16 protein-coding genes are annotated in these 16,459 nt (G+C 58.0%); 7 read left to right on the top strand and 9 right to left on the bottom strand.

The genetic code is table 11. The features are described 5' to 3' along the window. Positions 1-32 precede the first annotated feature (32 nt). Both ZBT109_RS12650 and ZBT109_RS12645 read left to right on the top strand, forming a co-directional pair. Positions 33-1,805, top strand: coding sequence for a terminase large subunit domain-containing protein (locus ZBT109_RS12650; protein WP_027705019.1), 1,773 nt, complete (start codon positions 33-35; stop codon positions 1,803-1,805). Continuing rightward, on the top strand, positions 1,805-2,800 hold the full coding sequence (locus ZBT109_RS12645) for a phage portal protein (protein WP_038278059.1): 996 nt from the start codon (positions 1,805-1,807) through the stop codon (positions 2,798-2,800). Before ZBT109_RS12650 ends, ZBT109_RS12645 begins: the two co-directional genes overlap by 1 nt. A 255-nt stretch (positions 2,801-3,055) precedes the next feature. Here the strand turns inward: ZBT109_RS12645 and ZBT109_RS12635 are convergent, their stop codons facing one another. From ZBT109_RS12635 to ZBT109_RS12610, 6 genes are all read right to left on the bottom strand, one after another. After that, a complete protein-coding gene (locus ZBT109_RS12635) occupies positions 3,056-3,505 on the bottom strand; it encodes an AcrIF11 family anti-CRISPR ADP-ribosyltransferase (RefSeq protein ID WP_027705017.1) in 450 nt (149 codons plus the stop codon). A gap of 1,267 nt (positions 3,506-4,772) precedes the next feature. Beyond that, complete coding sequence (locus ZBT109_RS12630; RefSeq protein ID WP_027705016.1) at positions 4,773-6,362, bottom strand: ABC-F family ATPase; 1,590 nt, start codon at positions 6,360-6,362, stop codon at positions 4,773-4,775. A 203-nt stretch (positions 6,363-6,565) separates the two neighbouring features. Next, positions 6,566-7,762, bottom strand: a complete 1,197-nt coding sequence (gene zigA / locus ZBT109_RS12625; protein WP_027705015.1) for a zinc metallochaperone GTPase ZigA — start codon at positions 7,760-7,762, stop codon at positions 6,566-6,568. 190 nt (positions 7,763-7,952) lie between these two features. Next, the gene (locus tag ZBT109_RS12620; protein ID WP_027705014.1) at positions 7,953-8,510 is read right to left on the bottom strand and encodes a DUF4865 family protein; all 558 of its coding nucleotides are present in this window, start codon (positions 8,508-8,510) and stop codon (positions 7,953-7,955) included. Beyond that, positions 8,507-8,896 (bottom strand): tautomerase family protein, encoded by a 390-nt coding sequence (locus tag ZBT109_RS12615; RefSeq protein WP_027705013.1) that lies wholly within the window; start codon positions 8,894-8,896, stop codon positions 8,507-8,509. Before ZBT109_RS12615 ends, ZBT109_RS12620 begins: the two co-directional genes overlap by 4 nt. Positions 8,897-8,898: 2 nt before the next feature. Then, positions 8,899-9,204: a carboxymuconolactone decarboxylase family protein gene (locus tag ZBT109_RS12610; protein WP_027705012.1), complete on the bottom strand. Its 306-nt coding sequence runs from the start codon at positions 9,202-9,204 to the stop codon at positions 8,899-8,901. A 99-nt stretch (positions 9,205-9,303) separates the two neighbouring features. Here ZBT109_RS12610 and ZBT109_RS12605 point away from each other — a divergent pair, with 99 nt between their 5' ends. Beyond that, positions 9,304-10,203: a LysR substrate-binding domain-containing protein gene (locus tag ZBT109_RS12605; protein ID WP_027705011.1), complete on the top strand. Its 900-nt coding sequence runs from the start codon at positions 9,304-9,306 to the stop codon at positions 10,201-10,203. A 46-nt stretch (positions 10,204-10,249) separates the two neighbouring features. On the opposite strand, the gene ZBT109_RS12600 is transcribed toward ZBT109_RS12605, so the two are convergent. Then, the gene (locus ZBT109_RS12600; RefSeq protein WP_027705010.1) at positions 10,250-11,359 is read right to left on the bottom strand and encodes a YncE family protein; all 1,110 of its coding nucleotides are present in this window, start codon (positions 11,357-11,359) and stop codon (positions 10,250-10,252) included. A 24-nt stretch (positions 11,360-11,383) separates the two neighbouring features. Continuing rightward, positions 11,384-13,579: a TonB-dependent receptor gene (locus ZBT109_RS12595; RefSeq protein ID WP_051523767.1), complete on the bottom strand. Its 2,196-nt coding sequence runs from the start codon at positions 13,577-13,579 to the stop codon at positions 11,384-11,386. A 357-nt stretch (positions 13,580-13,936) separates the two neighbouring features. Here ZBT109_RS12595 and ZBT109_RS12590 point away from each other — a divergent pair, with 357 nt between their 5' ends. The 3 genes from ZBT109_RS12590 to ZBT109_RS13910 all read left to right on the top strand — a co-directional run bounded on the left by ZBT109_RS12590 (position 13,937) and on the right by ZBT109_RS13910 (position 14,640). Continuing rightward, complete coding sequence (locus tag ZBT109_RS12590) at positions 13,937-14,140, top strand: hypothetical protein (RefSeq protein WP_027705008.1); 204 nt, start codon at positions 13,937-13,939, stop codon at positions 14,138-14,140. Between the two features lie 65 nt (positions 14,141-14,205). Further along, positions 14,206-14,400, top strand: coding sequence for a TolC family protein (locus ZBT109_RS14230; protein ID WP_408646095.1), 195 nt, complete (start codon positions 14,206-14,208; stop codon positions 14,398-14,400). 69 nt (positions 14,401-14,469) lie between these two features. Beyond that, positions 14,470-14,640: a hypothetical protein gene (locus ZBT109_RS13910; RefSeq protein WP_156934034.1), complete on the top strand. Its 171-nt coding sequence runs from the start codon at positions 14,470-14,472 to the stop codon at positions 14,638-14,640. Between the two features lie 408 nt (positions 14,641-15,048). Here the strand turns inward: ZBT109_RS13910 and ZBT109_RS12580 are convergent, their stop codons facing one another. Further along, the gene (locus ZBT109_RS12580) at positions 15,049-15,477 is read right to left on the bottom strand and encodes an organic hydroperoxide resistance protein (RefSeq protein WP_027705007.1); all 429 of its coding nucleotides are present in this window, start codon (positions 15,475-15,477) and stop codon (positions 15,049-15,051) included. Between the two features lie 132 nt (positions 15,478-15,609). Here ZBT109_RS12580 and ZBT109_RS12575 point away from each other — a divergent pair, with 132 nt between their 5' ends. Beyond that, complete coding sequence (locus ZBT109_RS12575) at positions 15,610-16,446, top strand: AraC family transcriptional regulator (protein ID WP_027705006.1); 837 nt, start codon at positions 15,610-15,612, stop codon at positions 16,444-16,446. The last annotated feature ends 13 nt before the right edge of the window (positions 16,447-16,459 follow it).

Below are 16,459 nucleotides of genomic sequence, written 5' to 3'. Positions count from 1 at the left end.
GCGCTATTGATGCGCTCGGTAGTCTGCCTGCCATGACTACATTACATGACACCTCAGACAGCGGCGGCACCGACCGCCTGACCGCGCGCCACCTCTACTGGATGGGGTGGCGGGTGGCCCGTATTGCCGAACACCTTCACCTCAAGCCTGCCACGGTGCACAGCTGGAAGCAGCGCGATAAATGGGACGAGGCCACCGAACACGAGCGCATGCTCGGCTCGCTGGAGGCGCGCTATATTTCGCTGATCGTGCGCGACAGGAAGAGCAACGCCGATTACAAGGAGATCGACGAACTTGGGCGCGCCTTTGAACGGTTGGCCCGCATCAGCAAATACAACGACAGTGGCAAGGAAGCTGACCTTAACCCCCGCATCCGCAAGCGCAACACGGCCGCGCGCAAGGCCAAGAACGATATCGGTGAGGAAGGGCTGATTCAGCTGATCGACGCGTTCGAGGGATCGCTGTTCAACTATCAGCGCGCTTGGTACCAAGCGGGCCTTGATGAGCGCATCCGCAACATCCTCAAAAGTCGCCAGATCGGTGCAACGTGGTACTTTGCCCGTGAAGCCGTGGTGAATGCCTTCGAAACCGGCAAGAACAAGATCTTCCTGTCCGCCTCGAAGAATCAGGCCCTGATTTTCCGCAACTACATCGTCCAGTTCGTCAAGATGGCGACCGGTGTCGAACTCAAAGGCGAGCCGCTCGTGCTGCCCAACGGTGCAGAACTGCACTTCCTCGGTACCAATGCCAAAACCGCACAGGGTTATCACGGCGACGTCTATCTCGATGAGTATTTCTGGATCCACGGCTTCCAGACGTTTCGTAAGGTCACGTCAGGGATGGCGATGCACAAGCAGTGGAAGCAGACCTACTTTTCCACGCCGTCCAGCATTGACCACGAGGCGTACGGGTTCTGGTCGGGCGAGCTTTATAACGCGCGCCGCAAGCGTGATCAGAAAGTGGCGTTCGACATTAGCCACACCGCGCTTGCCAAAGGGCTGCGTGGGCCGGACGGCCATTGGCGACAGATCGTCACCGTACAGGATGCCATCGCCGGCGGCTGTGATCTGTTTGATCTGGATCAGCTGCGTTTGGAGTACAGCGAAGACGAATTCGACAACCTGCTGATGTGCCAGTTCATGGACGACGCCCAGTCAGCGTTCCCGCTGTCGTTTATGAAGGGCTGCGCGGTGGATGCGTTCGATCGCTGGATGCGTGACTACAAACCGTGGACGAAGCGTCCGTTCGGTGAAAAGCGGGTCTGGATAGGGTACGACCCGTCGGGCGAATCGGAAGAAGGCGACGGGGCAGGGCTGGCCGTCATTGCCCCCGCCGAGTCGATGGGCGATGCCCATCGCGTGCTCGAGTATCACCGCCTGCGCGGGGCCGACTATGAAGCACAGGCCGAGTTCATCGAACGCGTGACCAAACGCTACAACGTCGAGCATATCGGTATCGACGTCACCGGCATGGGCGACTCAGTGGCCCAGTTGGTCGAGAAGTTCTTTCCCAACGTCACCCGCTACCGCTACACGCCGGATCTTAAGTCGGCGATGGTACGCCAGACCCAGCAGATCATCCGCAAGCAGCGCCTGCAGTTCGACGCGGGCGCGCACGACATCACCCAAGCCTTTACCGCTATCAAGCGCACGCTGACCAAGTCCGGCACCCAGATCACCTACAAAGCAGGGCGTAACCAGCACACCGGCCACAGCGATATCGCGTGGGCGATTATGCACGCGCTGCATTTTGAACCGCTCGACGGCCCTCAGACCACCCGCCGTTCCATTATCGAGGCTTACTAATGACTGACTCACAACAGGGCAACGCCCACATCGAAGCCTTCACCTTTGGCGAGGCCGAGCCGATTAGAACGGCGTACGATCTGGTCAACACCGGACTGTGGGCGATGGGCGGGCTGTGGTACGAACCGCCGTTCGACTACCGCTTACTGTCGAAGTGCTATCGTGCCACACCGCATCACGGTTCAGCGCTGCAGGTAAAGCGCAATATCCTTGTCCGCTCATTCATCCCGCACCCACTGCTGTCGCGTCAGCAGTTCACCGCACTGGCACTGGACTTTTTGACCTTCGGTAACGCCTACCTGCACCCGATCTATAGCCGCCTTGGTAACCTGATGGCCCTTGATGTGCCGCGCGCCAAGTACGTGCGCCGTGGCCTTGATCTTGACACCTACTATTGGGTACCGCTGTACGGACAAGAAGAAGCCTTCACCACCCCGCCGTGGCACCTGATGCAGCCAGGCATTGATCAGGAGGTCTACGGCGAGCCGGACTATATCGGCGCGCTCGATTCGATCCAGCTCAACAAGGAAGCGACCACGTTCCGCCTGCGCTACTACCGCAACGGCAGCCATGCAGGGTTCATTCTGTACACGACCGGCGACAAGATTGATCCCACTGATCAGGACAACATGCGCAAGGCATTGAAGGACTCGAAAGGCCCCGGCAACTTCCGCAACTTTTACATGCACATCACTGATGGCAACAAAGACTCGGTGAACCTGATCCCGATCAGTGAGATTGCGGCCAAGGATGATTTCCAAGCGATCAAAGGCCAGACCCGCGACGACCAGCTGGCCGCCCACCGCGTACCGCCGCAGCTGATGGGGATCATCCCCAACAACACCGGCGGCTTTGGGGACATTGAGAAAGCGGCGGCCGTGTTCGTGGCCAACGAACTGGAACCGCTGCAGGAAACGCTATCGGAGTTCAACGATATGATTGGGCAAGAGGTGATCCGCTTCGCCCCGTTCAGTCTCAGCCAGCCCCGTTCATAGTCCCCGCGTTATACCGATATCTAGGCCGCCCGCGAGGCGGCTTTTTTGGGCATCAGTTAGAGCTAACGATACTCTCCAATAGATATTGCACCTGAAATGTCCACTCTTTTTTTCCTTTGCGGAGCTTTGTCAGATAGTCACGGGTCAAGCCTGACCTGCCGCTTAGTTCGGTCATTGTTCCGCATACCGCTATGGCCTTTCCAATGATCTTGGATTGGTGGTCAGCATCAGTGCAATGGTCTTTTCTGGCATCAATCACTTTGCTGCTTCCATTTTAATTCTTGTGACATCAAGCATGTAGGCAGCGCCCTGCTCATCCTCAACCGCCACACCGATAAAACCCAATGCCTTTGCACTGCGAGCGGTTAGGCGCTGAACATTCCAATCCTCATCTGCCATGTCTTCTGGCTCGATATCCATGTCGTAGACCGACAGGCTTCCATCAAGAAGCCCCATCGCCGTGTCTTCGTCTACACTCAACCGCCCCATAAGCTCATCAATGAAAGGGCGTGCAGCTTCCCAGTTATCTTGATACCACAGACTACCAGCCTCAATGATTTCGCTGTCGTTGAGACTGGTAACAAACACATGGTAATCGCCAGCGGTCATTACATAGATAGTTGGAGAGAAGAATAGAAATTCATCGAAACGCCCAAGGGTGGACGGCGTGATTTCTGTTTCTGGGCTGGTATGGAAAAGCTGCATGGCAATGTCCCTTTAATCAATGCCTGTACTATATGTATTCTAAGAATACATTGCAAGGATTACCCCTCTCTCTGGTAGATAAAAATTTTCCGTCTTTTTTTGCTATTTGTTTGACATTTCAAGTTTTTATTGAGCTGGATTCTATCCGGCTCGCTAGAGCGCTCCTGCATTCGCACACGCCACCACGCGCAGTTGCCCCCCGCGCCTGCGGTTTCTAAATAGGTCGATTTTTATGCAGGGGGGAAGGATACGAAACAGCCCGCATGACGCGGGCTGTGGCGAGATTTCGAGGGCAGGAAAATTATGCGGATTTATGCGTTTTTGCACAACGTGACCGCATCACCTGCGCGTGCATCAACGTTGCGGCATCAACGGCGGCCATCAGGCCGATTTCTGACTCTATTCAACCCGTGGGCACATGTTTATTTGGCGCGCCGTGTGCGCCTTCTACGGCCGTCTCCACAGGCCGTTATGACGCCTAAAACCTACATAGATAAAGACGGCAAAGCCGCATGGAATGCGGCCTAAAATCGGTAATTTACACATATTTTTATGCTGTAAGTTGTTGTTTTTATACTATTTGTAGTTCTGCCTTGTAATCAGTAGGTCCCGAGTTCGACTCTTGGTGCCGGCACCATATTTAAGTTCTTGATTTATCAGGGATTTCGAAGACCACCCCACGGGGTGGTTTTTTCGTTTTGGGCCTTTTACATAGATTGTTCACGTAGATTAATAGGCCTTTCCCTATATTTCTGATGTTGCTGCAAAAGGTACACTCAGATCATATACGCCTATCATTTCGACCAATCTGTGCTTCGACGCCTTCTGGTTTCATGGTGTGTACCATGCGCGCCAGCCATTCCTTGTCGTTAAATCATGCAGGCCAAATCGTTTTGGCGTCTTGATCACTTCACTGTTTTCCATCCCTTTCTTCCTGCCTTGTTTCGTTTTGCTCCCTCGTGGCTGTTGTATTTGCCTTGATCAATGAATTCGTCATGGCTATCGCTTGCCGTCAGATGCCTGCCTACGGCACTTATCGTTAATCGCCCCCGTTCTTCCTGCTTGCAGGTCATAGGGGGTGGCGCACGCGTGTGTGTTTGCAAAGCGATGGATAAGGATATATCTGCGCGCATGAAAGCTAGAAGAAGGTGCTGTTGGGTGATGGAAGGCTGGATGTGTGAGGAGAAGGGAAGTACTTGAGGGGGCTACGGCCCCATGACGATCGTATATCGCCTTCATCATGGGGCCGAGGAGTATCTAGTGGCGCTTAGTACACCTGCTGGCTGCGCAGGTAGTCGTCGTAGGTGCCGGTGAAGTCGGTGATGCCGTCTTCCTTCATTTCGATGATGCGAGTGGCCAGCGAGGCTACGAACTCACGGTCGTGACTGACGAAGATCAGTGTGCCTGGGAAGTGTTCCAGAGCGAGGTTGAGCGCTTCGATCGACTCCATGTCCATATGGTTGGTCGGTTCGTCCATTACCAGAACGTTGGGTTTCTGCAGTGACAGCTTGCCGAACAGCATGCGGCCCTGTTCACCCCCGGACAGAACACTAACCATCTTCGGGATATCATCGCTGGAGAACAGCATGCGGCCCAGTGCGGTGCGTACCTGCTGCTCACCACCGGTTGTCCACTGGCCCATCCAATCGAACAGTGTCATGTCGTCTGCGAAATCGTGGGCGTGATCCTGCGCGTAGTAGCCGACTTCAGCGGCGTCCGTCCATTTGACAGCACCTTCATCGGGGGCTAGATCGCCGACCAGTGTGCGCAGCAGCGTCGTCTTACCGATACCGTTCGGCCCGATGATGGCAATGCGTTCACCCGCTTCGACCATCATCGACAGCTTGCTGAACAGCGCTGGGCTGTCAGGATAGGCCTTGCTGATATGGTCGACGCTGAGCGCCTGATTGTGGATCTTGCGGTTCTGCTCGAAGCGGATGAACGGGCTGACGCGTGAAGAAGGTTTGATTTCTTCAAGCTGGATCTTGTCGATCTGGCGGGCGCGTGACGTGGCCTGCTTCGCTTTCGAGGCATTGGCCGAGAAGCGGCTGACGAAGGCCTGCAGCTCGGCGATCTGGGATTTTTTCTTGGCGTTGTCGGCTTGCAGACGCTCGCGGGCCTGCGTGGCGGCCGTCATGTAGTCGTCGTAGTTGCCGGGGAACAGCTTGATCTCGCCGTAGTCGAGGTCGGCCATGTGCGTGCACACGCTGTTCAGGAAGTGACGGTCGTGCGAGATGATGATCATCGTGCTCGAACGCTGTACCAGTACGCCTTCCAGCCAGCGGATGGTGTCGATGTCCAAGTGGTTGGTTGGTTCGTCGAGCAGCAGCACGTCCGGATCGGAGAACAGGGCTTGTGCCAGCAGCACACGCAGCTTCCAGCCAGGGGCGACTTCGCTCATTGGGCCGTAGTGCTGTTCCAGCGGGATACCTACACCTAGCAGCAGTTCGCCTGCGCGGGATTCGGCGGTATAGCCGTCCAGCTCGGCATACTGCACTTCGAGGTCGGCGACTCTCATGCCGTCTTCTTCGCTCATTTCAGGCAGTGCATAGATGCGATCGCGCTCTTCGGCGACCTTCCACAGTGCATCATTCCCCATGATGACGGTGTCGATGACGCGGTGCTGTTCGAAGGCGAACTGATCCTGACGCAGCTTACCGAGGCGGGTGGACTCACCCACCATGACCTGACCGCTGGACGGTTCGAGGTCGCCCCCCAGAATCTTCATGAACGTGGACTTGCCGCAGCCGTTGGCACCGATCAACCCGTAGCGATTGCCGTTGTTGAACTTGACGGAGACGTTCTCGAACAGGGGCTTGGGCCCGAACTGCATAGTGATATTGGCGGTGGAGATCACGCTGGAAGATCCTGCTGAAGGCCGCGCGGCGAGCTCGTCGCTTGGCATGATGAAGGGCGCCGCACGCACGACGCGAAAGTCCCCGATTGTACGGGGTTCGGCGGGAAAGTGCAGCGGCGCTTTGAGGAAATGGCTTCGGCCGCGGGGGGAATGCCCCATGCGGTAAGGGCTGGGTGATCCGCATGGGGCTGTTTATGTTCGGGTTATTGACGCCAAGCCGGGAAGGGATCGGCCATCCGTTTCCACAGCGGTACGCCCGCGATCATCTCTTCGTCATCAAGTAGGCAGGCGTCGAGCTGGTGCGTGATCGCCTCCTGATCAAGGTCCTGACCGATGAACACCAGTTCTTGGCGCATATCGCCGAACGGTTCTTCCCATACTTCGTCGATCGATTTGAGGTAGTCGGGGTCGGTAGGCCAGCTGTCGTCGGGTACCGCTTTCCAGAACATGCCGGCAAAACCGTAATGGGCGATGCCGCCAGCCTGACTCCACTGTCCGGCGAACTGTGGGCGCGTTGCCAGCCAGAAGAAGCCCTTCGAGCGCAGTAGGTTTCCGCCACACCAGTCGCCGTGCAGTACCTCGTAGAAGCGCTGGGGATGGAACGGGCGGCGGGCACGATAGACGAAGCTGCCGATGCCGTACTCTTCGGTTTCGGGGGTATGTTCGCCGCGCAGTTCCTTCAGCCAGCCGGGCGAACGCTCTGCGCGCTCGAAGTTGAAGCGCCCTGTCTTGACCACTTTGTCGATCGGGATGTTGCCCTTGCTGATGGGGATGATCTCTGCCTCGGGGTTGAGCGAGCGCAGCACAGCCTTCAGCGCGTTCATCTGCTCAGTGGTGATCAGATCGCTCTTGCTGACCAGCAGTATGTCGCAGAACTCGATCTGTTCGACCAGCAGATCGGCGACATTACGTTCATCGTCAGCACCGAGGCTCTCGCCTGCGTCTTGCAGGCTTTGGGCATTACGGTACTGTTTGAGGAAGCTGGCGCCATCCACCACGGTAACGAGGGTGTCTAACCGCGCGATGTCCGACAGGCGCTGGCCGTTGTCGTCTTCGAACGTAAAGGTTTCGGCGATAGGCAGCGGTTCGGCGATGCCGCTGGATTCGATCACTAGTGCATCGAAGTGCCCTTCGCGGGCCAAGCGAGACACCTCGATCAGCAGGTCCTCGCGCAGGGTGCAGCAGATACAACCATTGCTCATCTGGATCATGCGTTCTTCGGCGTAGTTGAGTGATACCTCCTGTTGCACCAGTGCGGCGTCGATGTTGACCTCGCTCATATCATTGACGATGACGGCCAGTCGCTGTTGACCACGCTGGTTGAGCAGGTGATTGAGGACGGTGGTCTTGCCCGCGCCAAGAAATCCGGACAGCACGGTAACGGGAAGCGGCGATGACATGATGGCTGAGGCTCCGACGATAAATAATATTTAGAATGTTATAACATTGCATTTATAAGAATGGCAATGGGGTTCACTGGTGCGAGGCGTCGTCTGTCGTCTGTCGTGTGGCCGGGAGCCGAAAATGGCCTCCCGCCGCGGGTAATCCATCGGGCGGGAAGCGAGACGCAAGGCGTAAACAAGAGCAGCGTTAAGCGAGAACGTTGCTGCCCAGTGCGGTATAGCCAATGCGATAGTGTTGAGCGTCAGCAGCACCATCGGCACCTTGTTCTACCGCTGCTGGCGTGCCGAATGACACCTCTAAACGTTGCCACGACGTTGGGTTCCATGCCTGTAGTACGTTGGGGTGCTCGGCAGCGGGGGGGAGCATGGTGTTCAGCGAGGAATGGGCTGGAATAGGAACCACCCGCTTGTGGGCAGTGGTACAGGTTTTTACCCACTGGGCGTCTGGTGTGCTGCCAAGCAGCCAAGTGTCTACGGTAGGCCAACCGTATGCCTGCGTCAGGGCGGCAAAGCCTGCTGAGCTGAAGAAGCGTCGCATGCTGTCTGCGTCTTGCCACACATAGAGAGGGGCATACAGGTTCTCATGTGAAGGCTGCTGTGCGTCATCGCGGCGCGCATACAGATAGACTTTGAACACCAGCCCCGGGTAGTCATCAAGACGAGCGCCGTTGTCTCTGATGCGACGCTCAATGATCGCCATGTCGTAGTCGGCGGGGAGCGTGAAACTGTATTGCATGACGATCATTGCGGATCTCCTGTCAGTCCTTTGCCTAGCCCGAAGCACCAGTCTTCCGTCGCTGTGAAGCGGATGACGATCATCACGTCATCAGGGCGCACCCCAAGTGCGTCGACGAGCCGCTGTGTGAGGGTGCGATAGAGCGCCTGTTTCTGTTCGAGGCGGCGAGGCTTGCCCGCGGTAATCTCGAATAACGTAAAGCGTGAAGAGCGCTCGCCGGCCATGTAGTGCGGATCATAGTGAAGCTGCTCGGTCGGTTTGATATCAACGATCTGAAATCGGTCGGCAGCGGGAACATCGAATTCATCGACCAGCGTCTGGTGAAGGATGTCCTGCACTTGATGCAGCTCTGCCGCCGAGCGGCCTTCCTGTACGGTGATGCGGGTCATCGGCATCGTCATTGCTCCTCTGTCAGACAGCTTAGGCCGGAGACGGCCGCTGGCCATCCGGCGTAGAACGCTAGATGGGTCATAAGCTCGACCAATTCCTGGCGATCAAGTCCGTTATGGCGGGCAAAGTCGAGATGCCACGGCAGTTGCTGCGTACGCTCCAGTGCGACGAGCGCGGCGACGGTGATCAAACTGCGGTCTCGGGGAGAGAGCTGTGGGCGTTGCCAGATGTCATCGAACAGTACGTCCTGACTGAGCTGGGCAAGCTTGGGCGCGATATCGCTCAATGTTTCGCGTGTCAATGGGGTGGGCATAGTGATCATCTCCGTGGGGGATGACGAGAGTGTTGCGCCGATCTATGATTTGGAAAATCAAAATATACGGTATTTATCATCCCGAAAAAGAGCACCATTATGCCTGGAAGACCACTATCGCTGGATATGGACGCGCTGCGCAGTTTCGTGGCGGGCATTGAGCTTGGCAGCTTTGCGCTGGCGGCCGAACGCCTCTGCCGCTCGACGTCGGCCGTCAGTGCGCAGTTGAAGAAGCTGGAACAGCAGTGCGGTACGGCACTCGTGGAGAAGGACGGGCGTCATCTGCGGCTGACCGAAAGCGGTGAAGTGCTGATTGGCTATGCGAAGCGCTTGCTGGCTCTGAACGATGACGCGTTGGAGGCGGTAGCGGGGCAGCGGCTGGCAGGACACGTGAGGTTGGGTATGCAGGAGGACTTCGGTGAAGCATTGCTGCCCGAGGTACTGGGCCGCTTTGCGCGTGCGCACCCAGACGTACAGATCTCGGCGCGGATCGCGCGCAACAAGGCCCTGTGCCACGACATCGACAATGGGCAGCTCGACCTCGCGCTGTGTTGGCACGATGTGCACGCGATGCCTGATGCGCCCGTGCTGACGACGCTGCCGTTGCAGTGGATTTATCACCCCGACACGCCCGTGCAGCGCTACTTAGATCAGAAAGAGCCACTGCCATTAGTGCTGTTCGAGGCCCCGTGCCTGATGCGTCAGCGGGCACTGGCCGCACTCGATGATGCAGGCATTCCTTGGCGCATCGTCTTCACCAGCCGCAGTCTGGGGGGTATCTGGGCCGCCGTGAATGCGGGATTGGGCGTGACAGTGCGGACGATGATGGGAATGCCTGCTGTCTTGGCGATTGATACGGCGCAGGTGCTGCCTGCGTTGCCACCGCTTGGTATTTCGCTGCTGCAGTCTGGGGCTCGGCTGTCGGAGGAAACAACGCGGCTGAAAACGTTGTTGGGTGGGGTGATGCAATGGCAGATGGTGGCGTCGCCGCAAGGATAGGGTTGTGGCACGCACGTGCCGCTATGGGCAGTGCGTGCCATGCGTCTCAAGGGTGGGCAATGCGGACGATGGCTTCCTGACCGTTGAGCGACAGGTCGTCATGCAGCTTCTGTTTAATCGTGACGAACAGTGCACCGCTGCGTGGGTCGCTGGCGAGGCTGTTGGGGAACACCTTCAGCGGATACTGTGCGATGGGTGCGGAGGCCTGCCGTTCGCTCAGGGCATAAACGTTGAGCTGGCCACCATCGCGGTCGGTAACGTAGAGGCGCTGGCGAGCGGCATCAATTAGCAGTGCCAGTGGGCCTTGGAGGTGATCCAGCGTTGCAACGGTGGGGTACTGTCCGGCGGGGTGCCTGGTGTTCACGTCCAGTACCAGTACACGGTGGCCTTTGCTGTCGGCGGCGTACAGGCGCTGTGTGGCGCTGTCGTAAGTGATGTTGACCGGGTGAATACCCGCATCAAAGGTGGCACGTGGGGCGAAGGTTTGCGTTGACAGTTCAATGACATGCCCATCGGCATTGGAGACGAACAGGCGCTGGTGCGCATCATCCAATGCCAGCCCCGAGGTCCATTTGCCCATGTGTTCGATCGTATGCATAAGCTTTTGCTGCTGGGTGTCGATCACATAGACATTGCCATCTCCCGCGACCGCTGACATGTAGAGGCGGTTGCCATCGTCGGAAAGGCGCAGTTCGCGCGGGTGCACCGGAAAATACTTATCGGTGGGTGCCTTAGTGGCCACGGTGATAGTAGACCGTAGGCGAGCGTCATCACGGATATCCTGACGCATGTCGATGATCGACACGGCAGCGTCTAGTGTATGGCCGACATAAAGGCGGTTGCGAGAATCATCCAGCGCTAGGCTGAAGGCTCGCAGCGGCAGCGTGATGGTGCGTTTGAGTGCCAGCGTGTCAGGGTCGAGAACCTGAATCAGTCCCTTGTTGGCCTGAGGATCTCTGAGGTTGCCTGCCAGCGCAACGTACAATTCATGATGACGGGCGCTGTAGGCCACTTCATAGACGCCTTGACCGAGTGACTGGCGCTGAAGGTGGCTTTCCTTCGTGGTAACGGCGGGGGTGGCCGCTGCCTGCTGGACAACAGGAAGCCCGCTGAGACCCGTGGCAAGTAAGGCAAAGCCGATATGACGTAGACGCATAGTGAAGACTCCTGTCGGGTGCAATTACAGATCCATCGTGGCGGAGAGTTTGACGGTGCGAGGGCTGCCTTGGGTCAGGTAGCCGAAGGTGCTGACGCTTTCCCAGTAGCGTTCCTGAGTGACGTTATCCACACCCAGTCGCCAGACGGTCTGGTGACCGCCGAGGCGCGTGCCGTAGCGCATGCTGAGGTCGAGGCGATGCCACGGTTCGACGCGCAGCTGGTTGGCGGTATCGGCGTACTGTGGGCCCGTGCGCAGCACGGTGCCGCTGAGGGTTAGGTTATCCACCCACGGCAGGTCCCATTCGGCTCCGGCACGCATCTGATAGCGGGCCACGCCCATTGGGCGATTGCCGTCCTGCGTTCCACCCGCGGTGTTTTTTAGCTGCGCATCCATGAACGTCACGCCACCGTTGAGACGCACGACCTGTGCCGGTGCGCCGTACAGCGCGAGTTCGATCCCGCGGTTCTGCTGTTCGCCATCCAGTGCCAGTCGGTTGCTGGCATCGGCGCGGGCACTGGGCTGACGGATATCAAAGACGCTGAGGGTGCCGCCGAAACGTGCCGTGTCCAGCTTGATACCCACCTCATTCTGGCGCGAACGCACCACGCCAAGCGTTTCACCCGAGTTGGCGTAGGACGCACCGGCAGTCGGGCCAGCCTGCAGTGCTTCTATATGGTTGGCGAACAGTGCGATGGGCTTCCACGGCTGATATACCACGCCGTATACCGGTGTGGCGGCTGAGCGGTCGGAAACGGTGCTTTCATTGCCCTGATAGTCGTTGTTGACCACCCGCACGTTCTGATAGCGCATACCGAGGGTGAGCTTCAAGCGATCATCAAACATCGACGCCGTATCCGAGAGCGAGACGCCCTGTGACGTGTCGCGCTCGACCACGCTGGGGTGGTGCATATTGCCACCGGTGGTGGTCATACTGCCGGCGGGAATATAGGTGACGTCGCCGTCGTAGAGGTTGCCCGTGACCGAGCTGCTACCCATCGTATAGGCCGAGCGTTTCTGGCTGGTGTTCGCCGAGTAGGCCAGCGTGAGTGCGTGGTTAAGCCCCGGGGTGCTGAAGTGGCCGCGTAGCCCAGCATTGCCTGCAACGTTGCGTGTTTTTAGCGCCGTATCCATGCGGCTGTAGCTCACGCTTCCGCTGGAATTGGTCAGCGATGGGGATGAATAAACCCCTTGCTCGTCGTTGTAGCTGGCGCCGAAGGCCCCGAAAAGTGTCCAGTCTGTCGCAAGGTCGTATTCACCACGCGCCACGCCGTAGCTACTTTCCAGCGTTGATTCGGTCCAGTTGGGGGTGTAGTTGCGGGTGCCTGTTGGCGCTGAGGGCAGGAACGCATCGCTGCCGGTTAAGCGGCTGGTGTTGAGGCCCGCTCGTCCGCCCTCTATGTGCTGCCGCTGATAGCCCACGATTAGCGCACCGCGGGCACGTTCACCCGCGTAGTCGAAGGCTAGCGTGCCCGCGGTGGTACTGCGCTCATCGTTATCGACGGCGGTAGTGCCGCCACGCCGCACACCGTTAAAGCGCACGCCATAGGCGTGATCGGTACCGAAATGCCTCCCAATATCAAGGGATGTGCCGGCTTGGCTCTGGCTTGTGTAGTCGAATCCGACTCGTGTCAGTGGCGTGTCGCTCGCCAGTTTGGGTTCGAGGTTGACGCTGCCGCCCACTCCTGTACCGCCGTTGGGGACGCCGTTCATGAATGCACTGGAGCCTTTGAATAGCTCCACCCGCTCAATGGCCGAGGTGTCTATGATCTGACGTGGCATCACCCCGTATAGACCGCTGAAGGCGATGTCGTCGGGGTAGAGATCGAAGCCGCGAATCTTGTAGCTCTGGCCGTAGTTGCCATAGCTGTAACCCGTCTGCACCGAAGGATCCTGACGCAGCACCTCACCTACCGTATGCGCTTGTTGATCGCGGATGCCTTCAGCGGTGTAGCTCAGCACCGAGAACGGCACATCCTGTGCCGACTGTTCCCCCCATATTCCCAGCCGCCCACCGGGCGCGATCTTGCCGTTAGCGTGCGGTGCGGGCAGGGCATCGCCGTCGACAAGGGCACTGTCCGTCACGGTGATGGTGTCGAGTGCGCGTGAGCGAGTGTGGGCCGTTTCACCGCTGGCCAGTGCGGGTTGGGCCAGAGGCAATCCGGCCAGCACCAGTGTGGGCAGATGGTGGCGGGCGCGTCGTGAAAGAGGGGCAGTCATGGCGGTCACTTGATGAAAATGGATATTTATCGAGTACCAAAAAGGTACTGATTATGGGTAATAGCACCCCATCATCTGGGCATGTTCTTGGCGCTGAAGGCTATCGCGTTATGCAGAACCAAGGATCATGGGGTGTATAAGTCACTTACTGCGATGGTGGGGCTCTACGTTATTGCAAACGATAATCGTTATCAATATTAACGAGAGATAAAGGTAGTATCCCCCATTTATGAGCATGGCGGCCCTAGCTTTAGGCATGAACAGAACGGCTGCGCAGTAAGCAAAGCCGCTCAGGGAAAGCCTGTGCGCTGCCTGTTGCCGTCCTGCTAGGGTGAACTGGCACGAGCGTATTTCAAATTGCGGCAGTTGCAGCGTCAGCACGCACGGCTGAGCTGCAATATCGCGCTAAATCAGACACGGCTGGATCATCTGCAGGCGCGCAACGGCGTCACGAACGATGACCCCGTACTGACACAGCAGCAGCGCGACGAGCTGCAAGCGCAGCAGGCCCCACTCATCAGCCAGATGGGTCGTCTGGCTGGGATCAGGCTGGGGCGCTGAATACATTACGGTCACCGTTGCCGACCACTGATACAACTCCCGTTCCTCCGATACGGCCTACGCCGGTGCTGGGCAATGCCGCCGATCTGTTGCAGTGTCGGCCGGACATGCAGGCTGCCAAGGCGCGACTGCATGTCGCAACGGCGGAGATGGGTGTGGCGACAGCCGACCTATACCCGCGTATAACTCTCGGAGCTTCAGCGTTTTACCAGACGGTGGACTCTCGGTCGCTCGGTCACGGAGACTCGTCTCTATGGTAGGTCGGACCACCGCTGAGCCTGCCGATCTTCGATCGTGGCAGACGACGTGCTACTGTCGAGCTGATGCGGATGGATCAGCAAGTGACGGTGGTTGCTTGGCAGCAGGTGGTGCTTAACGCCTGGCAGGACGTGGATGATGCCCTCCATGATCAGACGGCCGAGCGCCAGTGCAATCCGTATCTGCGAACCCGTGCCGCGAACAGCTGGCCTTCGCGCGTACGCGTGTGGCTAACGGGCTAGTCGGTGGTATTGCAGGCAGCGCTACGCTGGCGCCAGACACAGGACGCGCGGGTACAGAGCGACAGGCGTCTGGAAATGTCACCGGTGCGGCTGCTTAAGGCCGTTGGAGGTGGTGTGTCGGAGGAAGGGCGTTCCGCAACAGAGCCGTCTGCTCGCTGAGACGGGGCTGAGACAGGACAGAAAAGAGAGGATATCAATACGGACTTCGTGTAGAAGAAGAGGTTCGTATCAATAAAAAAACACCGCTCGTGGCGCCAAGGCACCAGAGCGGTGTAGGTATCGGGACAGCGACCTCACAGCAAGTCGTATCATAGCGTTCGCCGTCATCCATGACGTTGAACATATGCGTTTGCCCCAGCACATGTGGCATTGCCGATCCTTGGCAGTGCCACATGCGTCATTCAGCCATCAGTCTACAAGTACCAACGCAACGTCGATGTTGCCACGTGTGGCGTTGGAGTACGGGCAGACGACGTGTGCTTTATCAATAAGCTTCTGTGCGACTTCCTTGTCGACGCCTGGCAGGCTGATGCGCAGTTCGACTTCGATACCGAAACCTTTCGGGATCGGGCCGATGCCAACGTGTCCAGTGATGCTTGCATCCTGCGGCAGCGCGATCTTTTCCTGGCCCGCGACGAATTTCAGAGCGCCGATGAAACAGGCGGAGTAACCGGCAGCGAAGAGCTGTTCCGGGTTGGTTCCTTCACCGCCAGCGCCACCCATTTCACGGGGAACGGACAGTTTTACATCCAGTGCCTTGTCGGACGAGGTCGCACGACCATCGCGACCGCCGGTAGCAGTGGCTTCTGCGGTATAGACAACCTTCTCGAGAGACATGGCGGACTCCTTGTTCGGTGAGGACAGCACGCCTTCAGATAAAGGCTGTGTTGTCTGCTTGGTCATTACTATGAGCCTTCTCGCTATACGATAGGAAACAGATCGTATGAAAAAATTGATAGGAAGTATGGAATGACCGATCGCTTCGAAGCTCTGCTGGAACACTTCTCGCTCAAAGCGCGGACGTTCCACTCAGGGCCGATCTGCGGCGTGCAAGAAGCGGAAATTGGCAAGGGTGTTGGGCTGATTCACTTAGTGTATGAAGGCGAAGTATCGGTTCATCACAACATGAAAGAGCAGGTCTATATCGATCAGCCTAGCTTGCTGGTATACCCGCGTGCACTGCCGCATACCTTTGTTATTCCGCCGCAGAAGAGTGCGCTGCTGGTTTGCGCGCGCCTAGCGTTTGGTGGTGGCGAGGCCAACCTGCTGGCGTCATCGTTGCCAGACTGGTTCTGCGTACCGCTGACGGAGCTGGGCGGGGCCGAAGGCGTACTGTCTCTGCTGCATGAAGAGGCCTTCAGTGATAACTGTGGCCGCCAGGCTGTGTTGGATCGCCTGTTCGAAGTGGTGCTGATTTATGTGCTACGCCTGATGGTGCAGCAGCGCGAGCTCCAACCTGGCCTGTTGGCGGGTATGGCGCACCCGCGTCTGCGATCGGTACTGATTGCTTTGCATGAGGATTCGGCTCGCGAGTGGACGCTGGAGTCCATGGCGGCGCTGGCGGGTATGTCGCGCAGCGTGTTTGCCAACGAGTTTCGTGAAGTGGTGGGGTGCACACCGGCGGTATATCTGCAGCGCTGGCGCATTGGCCTGACTCAGCAGGCCTTGTTGAAAGGGCAGTCGCTTAAGCTGATCACCCATGAGGTGGGCTACAGCAGTGAAGCGGCGTTGTCGCGGGCATTCAAGGCCCAATTGGGGCTAACACCACGCCAGTGGCTGCACGAGCAGGAAGCGCTTCCGTCCTGATCGTGCAGCGGTG

The sequence above is a fragment of the Zymobacter palmae genome (assembly GCF_003610015.1).
GTDB classification, from domain to species: Bacteria; Pseudomonadota; Gammaproteobacteria; order Pseudomonadales; family Halomonadaceae; genus Zymobacter; species Zymobacter palmae.
This window is presented reverse-complemented; position numbering and strand designations above follow the sequence as displayed.

Coding starts and splice junctions, on each gene's coding strand:
- ZBT109_RS12595 (WP_051523767.1), bottom strand. CDS start 13,579: ATGACTGCCCCTCTTTCACGACGCGCCCGCCACCATCTGCCCACACTG.
- ZBT109_RS12645 (WP_038278059.1), top strand. CDS start 1,805: ATGACTGACTCACAACAGGGCAACGCCCACATCGAAGCCTTCACCTTT.
- ZBT109_RS12575 (WP_027705006.1), top strand. CDS start 15,610: ATGACCGATCGCTTCGAAGCTCTGCTGGAACACTTCTCGCTCAAAGCG.
- ZBT109_RS12650 (WP_027705019.1), top strand. CDS start 33: ATGACTACATTACATGACACCTCAGACAGCGGCGGCACCGACCGCCTG.
- ZBT109_RS12600 (WP_027705010.1), bottom strand. CDS start 11,359: ATGCGTCTACGTCATATCGGCTTTGCCTTACTTGCCACGGGTCTCAGC.
- ZBT109_RS12605 (WP_027705011.1), top strand. CDS start 9,304: ATGCCTGGAAGACCACTATCGCTGGATATGGACGCGCTGCGCAGTTTC.
- ZBT109_RS12610 (WP_027705012.1), bottom strand. CDS start 9,204: ATGCCCACCCCATTGACACGCGAAACATTGAGCGATATCGCGCCCAAG.
- ZBT109_RS12615 (WP_027705013.1), bottom strand. CDS start 8,896: ATGCCGATGACCCGCATCACCGTACAGGAAGGCCGCTCGGCGGCAGAG.
- ZBT109_RS12635 (WP_027705017.1), bottom strand. CDS start 3,505: ATGCAGCTTTTCCATACCAGCCCAGAAACAGAAATCACGCCGTCCACC.
- zigA (WP_027705015.1), bottom strand. CDS start 7,762: ATGTCATCGCCGCTTCCCGTTACCGTGCTGTCCGGATTTCTTGGCGCG.
- ZBT109_RS12580 (WP_027705007.1), bottom strand. CDS start 15,477: ATGTCTCTCGAGAAGGTTGTCTATACCGCAGAAGCCACTGCTACCGGC.
- ZBT109_RS13910 (WP_156934034.1), top strand. CDS start 14,470: ATGGATCAGCAAGTGACGGTGGTTGCTTGGCAGCAGGTGGTGCTTAAC.
- ZBT109_RS12620 (WP_027705014.1), bottom strand. CDS start 8,510: ATGATCGTCATGCAATACAGTTTCACGCTCCCCGCCGACTACGACATG.